Here is a 6046-nt window from a genome sequence, read left to right as displayed (position 1 = left end):
CCGCCGCTCGACGAGCGGCGGACCCCGACGCGTGCTCGATAGCCGGTCCCGGCTCCCGCACAGCGCCCCGGAAAGTACGTCGGTAAGCCGACGGTGTGGTCCCCAGATGCCTGTGGAAGTGCTGGCGCAGGCCGTCGTCCGTGCCCAGGCCGCACTGCCGGGCGACCGCCGACACCGGCAGGTCCGTGGTCTCCAGCAGCTCCCGGGCCCGGTGGACGCGCTGCTGGTTGATCCAGCTCAGCGGAGTCAGTCCGATCTCGGCCGTGAAACTGCGGCCGAAGCTGCGCGTGCTCATCCCCGCCTCTCGGGCCATCCGGGGGATGGTCAGCGGCTCGTCCAGCCGCTCCATGGCCCACGCCAGCACCGGGGCCAGCCCGGTCGTGCGGCTCAGTGGCGGGCCGGGCGCGTACTGGGTCTGGCCGCCCTCGCGGTGGGGCGCGACCACCATACGCCGCCCTACCTCAGCCGCTGCCGCGGCACCGAAATCGGTGCGCACCACGTGCACACAGAGGTCGATGGCGGCCGCGGATCCCGCACTGGTGAGCACGTCACCCTCGTCGACGTACAGGGCGTCCTCCTCGACCTTGACCCCGGGGTAGCGCCTGCGCAGCTCGGGCGCGTACATCCAGTGGGTGGTGGCGCGGCGGCCGTCGAGAACTCCCGCCTCGGCGAGCACGAAGGCGCCCGAACACAGGGCGGCGATCCGTGCCCCGCGCTCGTGTGCCCGGCGCAGGGCTGCGAGGAGGCTCTGGGGTGGCCGACAGGAGGGCATACGGCAGGCCGGAACCACGATCAGGTCCGCTTCGTCGAGGGCGGACAGGTCGTTCCCGACGTCCATAGACAACCCTCCGGGCCCGTCTTGGGTTCCGGACTCGGTCCGGCACACCGTGAGGTCGTACCAGTGCGGATCCGTGCCCACCCTCGGTTTGCCGAACACCTCGCAGGCCACGGCCAGCTCGAACAGCGGGCAGTCCTCGAGCAGGGGCACGACCACGCGGAGCCGCCTCCCGAGGCCGGTGCGCCCGGGCGCGTGGCGTTCTGACGGCATGCCGATGCGTGTCCCCATGGCGTAAATCTACGGCATACCGACGTTTTTGCCAGTTCCGCGATCCCGACCCGCGATCAGAGGCTGGTCCCAAAACGCGGAACAGACCGCGCCGAGAGGGAGGAACGGGCATGCGGACACTGGTCCAGCCGGGAAACGCGCACCGGCGACTGGCCGTGGCGGGGATTCTGGGCATCGGGGTGGCCTTCGGGTTCGCCCGTTACGGTTACGGGCTCTTCCTGCCGCAGATCCGAGAGGCGTTCGGGCTGTCCCTGTCCTGGATCGGGGCTATCGCCAGCGCCTCCTACGCCGGTTACCTCGCGGCGCTGGTCCTGGTGGGTGTGTTGGTCGGGCGCCTGGGGCCGCGGATCCCCGTGGTCATCGGAGGGCTGTCCGCGGCGGTGGGAATGGGGCTGGTGGCCATGGCCCAGGAAGCGATCACGCTGACGGTCGGGCTGGTACTGGCGGGCACGAGCGCGGGGTGGGTCTGGGCGCCCTACTCGGACGCGGCCGACCGGATGCTCACCCCCCGGCGGCGCCAGACCGTGCTGGCCCTGCTTCCGACCGGAACAGCTTTCGCGACGGTCGTCGCCGGAGTGCTCGCTCTGCTGGTATCGGACGGACCTTGGCGCTGGGTGTGGGTCCTGTTCGCCCTGACCGGGCTCGGCGCGGCGGCGTACAACGCCTGGGTCCTGCCTGGGGGAGCGGGGCGCGGGGGCGCTGGTGTTCAAGGGATCGGCGGAGCGAGGTGGCTGATGACGCGGGCGGCCGTGCCGCTGTACGTGACCGCCTGGTCCTATGGGCTGGTGGGTTCGGTGTACTGGGCCTTCGCGGTCGACGCGGTCTCAGGTGGATCCGGCGGCGACTCCGCCGCGGGTGCCCTGTTCTGGACGCTCATGGGCGGGGCGGGTGTCGTGGCGGTGTTCACCGGCGGCCTGATCACCAAGCTCGGGGTCCGGGGTGCGCATACCTTGCTGTTCTGCGGGTTCGCGATGGCGGTGGCGCTGCTCGGGGTGCTGCCGGGCCTGACGGTGGCTGTCGTCGTCTCAGCAGTGGTCTACGGCGCGGTGTTCATGGCGATTTCGGGTCTGCTGGCAGTGTGGAGCCTCCAAGTCTTCCCCGAACGGCCGTCGGCGGGGTTCAGCGCCGTGGTCTTCTCCCTGGGACTGGGCACGGTGGTCGGTCCGGCGGTGCTGGGGGCGCTCGCCGATCACGCGGGGCTCGGAGCCGCGTTCCTCTCAGCGGCGGGGATCGCGGTGGTCACGCTGGCGGCCCGCCCCGCGTAGGTGAAGGATTCCCGGATTCTCTCATTCCCGGGACTGGTGTGGTTGGTGGGAAATACGATGATCGCCCGCCCCCGAAGTCCCCTTACTGAGGAGTTGGTGTCGATGTCAGCGTGCCCCACCGGCGGAGACCACGACTGGATCCTCGGCGACGACCGCAAGTTCCAGTGCGCCAAGTGCGGGGCTCAGAGCGCCAGGCGGTTCTGAACCTCTTCGCCCGGCTGAGCCGTGCCCCGCGCCTCCGGTTCGTTGTGGGCCAGGGCCCGCCAGGTGACCGGCTCGCCCAGGCTCTCCGCGACCCCTCGGGCCCAGCGCTCGAGCGGTGCGAAGCGGTCCACCCCTTCGTCCTGGAGCATCGTCTGCCCCTGGTACACGATCCCCGCGTGGACCAGGACCTCGCCGTCCACCAGGAGTGCGGTCTCGTACTCGCGTGTACTGCGCCTCATGGGCAGGACTTTAGTACCACGGGACCGCGGCCATCAGGTGTTCTCCGGGATTGACCGCCCGCGGCCACGAAACGCCGACGGAACGGGCCGACGAACAGAGTGAGCCACCGCACCGAGCACACCGGAAAGTTGGAAGAATGGGGGCATGGCTTCCCCCGAACCACCGGATCTCCCCCCTGCCTCACGGGGTGTCCCCTCGGACCTGACCCAGCGTCCGGCGAGCGTGTCCCACCTTCGCCGCTACGTCAGCCTGCGCGGGCCCAATGCGCGCATGTGGATGACGGCTGCCTACTTCTCCGCCGCCCTCACCCTCGGTTTCGTCTTGGTGGTGGGCTCCATGTTCTGGCACGTGCTGCTCGAGGAGACCACGGTCAGCTCGGTGGCGCTGTGGGCGTTCGCCGGGCTGATCATGTTCTTCATCGGCCCGGGCAGCAACATCTTCCTCGTGCGCGGGCTACCGCAGCGCATCACCCGCCAAGGCATCAGCGCCGACAGCGACGGCATCACCGTCCTACAGGAACGCAAGTGGTGGTTCCCCGGAGAGGGGACCTTCATCGCCTGGCAGGAGTTCCGCCGTATCCGCGAGGTACACACCGGAGGGCGCAGGGTCACCTACTTCATCGAGTTCTCACTGGATACCCCCCGCACCGACGCCGAACTGCCGGGCTGGGCGGAGACCGCGGAGAGCCTCGACCTCGAGGTCGACCCGGACGCCGCCACGCACTTCTACGTGCAGGTGCCCCGCAACCGTAAGGAGCACATCCTGAAGATGGTGGAGCGCACCGCGCCCCTGCCCAACATCGTCGAACGGACGCCCCCGCTACGCCGGTGAACCGGCCCTGCCGCTGAGCCTGCGGGTGAGTTCTCCCGCGGCGTCGCGCACCCGTGCGGCCAACGCCCTCGGGGTGACCGGCCGTGCGCTGGGCACGGTCAGGCTGATCGCGGCAGCGGGGCGCCCGTTGTGGTCCACGGCGGCCGCCGCAACGGACACGAAGCCCTCAGTGACCTGGCCGTCCTCGATAGACCAGCCCTGCTGGCGCTCCTCGGACAGCACCGTACGCAGTTCCCCCGGCGTTGTGGGGCCCCGGCCGGTGCGGTCGGTGAACGCCGCCGCGTCCGGGTACAGGGCACGCACCTGCGAGCGGGGGAGCCGCGCGAGCATCGATCGCCCCGACGCGGTCAGGTGGGCGGGCAGGCGCACCCCCACCCCGGTGATCAGCGCGGGCACGTGCGGAGGCTGCTCTTTGAGGAGGTAGAGCGTGTCCGCCCCGTGCAGGATCCCCAGGTGGGCGGTGGCCCCGGTGGTCTCGGTGAGCTGGTGCAGCAACGGGCGGGCCAGGCGCTCGATCCCGTCGTGGCGCAGGTAGGCCGAACCGATCTCGAAGGCGGCCACGCCGAGCCCCCACCGCCGGTCCTCGGGCAGGTGGGTCACGAAGCCCTCTTCGGCCATCGCCTCCAGGATCTGGTAGACGCTGGACCGGGGCAGCCCGAGCCCGTTCGCGATCGCCGTGGCGGACACGGGGCCGGGCCGCGAGGCCAGGTAGCGCAGCAGCCGCAGTGCCCGCGTCGCCGCCGGAACATGACTCATGCCCCGATCGTCGCACACCGGGTGTCCCGCACCTCCGAGTATCCCGCGCCACCGTACGCGGATGTCTGATATCCCAGACGGAACCGTCGTGTCCAGGATTCTCCCAGGCCTTGCGGCACGGTCGAATGGGGGCATGTCCACAGCAGTTGCTTCCGTTCCCGTCGGCGGTGCCCCGCTCACCCCGGCCCAGGTCCTCGCCGTCGCCCGCGACGGCGCCCGCGTCATTCTCAGCGAGGAGACCCGCAAGGCCGTCCGGCACGGCCGTGAGCGGGTCGAGTCGCTGGCCAAGGGAGAGGTCCCCGCCTACGGGGTCAGCACCGGGTTCGGCGCCCTGGCCACCCGGCACATCGCGCCGGACCTGCGCGCCAGACTCCAGCGCTCCCTGATCCGCTCGCACGCCGCCGGTGCGGGCCCCGAGGTGGAGAGCGAGGTCGTGCGCTCCCTGATGCTCCTGCGCCTGCGCACGCTGGCCTCGGGTAACACCGGCGTTCAGCCGGTCACCGTCGAGACGCTCGCCGCGATGCTCAACGCCGGGATCACCCCCGTCGTGCACGAGTACGGCAGCCTGGGCTGCTCCGGCGACCTGGCGCCCCTGTCGCACGTGGCCCTTGCCCTCATGGGCGAGGGCCACGTGCGCGACGCCGCCGGCGGCCTCCGGGAAGCCGAGGAGGCCCTGGACGAGGCCGGCATCCGGCCCGTGGAGCTCGGTGCCAAGGAGGGCCTGGCCCTCATCAACGGCACCGACGGCATGCTCGGCATGCTCTCCATGGCCTGCGTGGACCTGGAGCGCCTGCTCAAGGTCGCCGACATCACCGCGGCCATGAGCGTCGAGGCCCAGCTCGGCACCGACCGGGTCTTCGCTGAGGAGCTCCAGCGCCTGCGCCCGCACCCCGGGCAGGCCGCCTCAGCCGCGAACCTGCGCGCCCTGCTGGCCGACTCGCCGATCGTCGCCTCCCACCGGGGCCCCGACTGCAACCGGATCCAGGACGCCTACTCGCTGCGCTGCGCCCCACAGGTCGCCGGAGCCGCCCGTGACACCCTCTCCCATGCCCTGCTCGTGGCCGCGCGCGAGCTGGACAGCGTGATCGACAATCCCGTCGTGCTCGACGACGGCCGGGTGGAGTCCAACGGCAACTTCCACGGTGCGCCCGTCGCCTACGTGCTGGACTTCCTCGCCATCGCCGTCGCCGACACCGCCTCGATCGCCGAGCGGCGTACCGACCGCATGCTCGACGTCTCGCGCTCCCACGGGCTCCCGGCCTTCCTCGCCGACGACCCCGGGGTGGACTCAGGCCACATGATCGCCCAGTACACCCAGGCCGCGATCGTCTCCGAGCTCAAGCGCCTGGCCGTGCCCGCCAGCGTCGACTCCATCCCGAGCTCGGCCATGCAGGAGGACCACGTGTCCATGGGCTGGTCGGCCGCCCGCAAGCTGCGCCGCGCGGTGGACGGCCTCACCAACGTGCTGGCGGTGGAACTGCTCACCGCGGCCCGGGCCCTCGACCTGCGCTCCCCGCTGGAGCCCGGACCCGCCACCGGCGCCGTCCTGCGTGTGGTCCGCGACCGGGTCTCCGGACCCGGACCCGACCGCTACCTGGCCCCCGAGATCGCAGCCGTCGCCGCCCTGGTCGCCGACGGGTCGATTGTCGAGGCCGCCGAGTCCGTCACGCCGCTCGCCTGAAGC

Annotated in this window: 6 protein-coding genes; 3 read left to right on the top strand and 3 right to left on the bottom strand. The window is 71.4% G+C overall.

Annotation, left to right across the window (positions count from 1 at the left end):
- Positions 1-1048, bottom strand: a 1048-nt coding sequence (locus ACYVD1_RS18505) for a helix-turn-helix domain-containing protein (protein WP_460774276.1), incomplete at its 3' end; no start/stop codon positions are given.
- Between the two features lie 128 nt (positions 1049-1176).
- Between ACYVD1_RS18505 and ACYVD1_RS18500 the strand changes: the two genes are divergently transcribed.
- Positions 1177-2331 carry an MFS transporter gene (locus ACYVD1_RS18500; protein WP_460774166.1) on the top strand — a complete coding sequence of 385 codons (1155 nt, stop codon included), beginning with the start codon at positions 1177-1179 and terminating at the stop codon, positions 2329-2331.
- Positions 2332-2513: 182 nt separating this feature from the next.
- On the opposite strand, the gene ACYVD1_RS18495 is transcribed toward ACYVD1_RS18500, so the two are convergent.
- Positions 2514-2774, bottom strand: coding sequence for a hypothetical protein (locus ACYVD1_RS18495; protein WP_460774162.1), 261 nt, complete (start codon positions 2772-2774; stop codon positions 2514-2516).
- 145 nt (positions 2775-2919) lie between these two features.
- On the opposite strand from ACYVD1_RS18495, the gene ACYVD1_RS18490 reads away from it, so the two are divergent.
- Entirely contained in the window at positions 2920-3606 is a 687-nt protein-coding gene (locus ACYVD1_RS18490) for a hypothetical protein (protein ID WP_460774159.1), read from the top strand.
- Here the strand turns inward: ACYVD1_RS18490 and ACYVD1_RS18485 are convergent.
- Positions 3595-4362, bottom strand: coding sequence for an IclR family transcriptional regulator (locus ACYVD1_RS18485; RefSeq protein ID WP_460774156.1), 768 nt, complete (start codon positions 4360-4362; stop codon positions 3595-3597). The genes ACYVD1_RS18490 and ACYVD1_RS18485 overlap by 12 nt on opposite strands.
- A 133-nt stretch (positions 4363-4495) precedes the next feature.
- Here ACYVD1_RS18485 and hutH point away from each other — a divergent pair, with 133 nt between their 5' ends.
- The gene (gene hutH / locus ACYVD1_RS18480) at positions 4496-6043 is read left to right on the top strand and encodes a histidine ammonia-lyase (protein WP_460774153.1); all 1548 of its coding nucleotides are present in this window, start codon (positions 4496-4498) and stop codon (positions 6041-6043) included.
- Positions 6044-6046: the final 3 nt, after the last annotated feature.

This window comes from Nocardiopsis nanhaiensis (assembly GCF_054778635.1).
The sequence above is the reverse complement of the archived record's forward strand: the minus strand, read 5'-3'. Positions and strand labels throughout refer to the sequence as shown.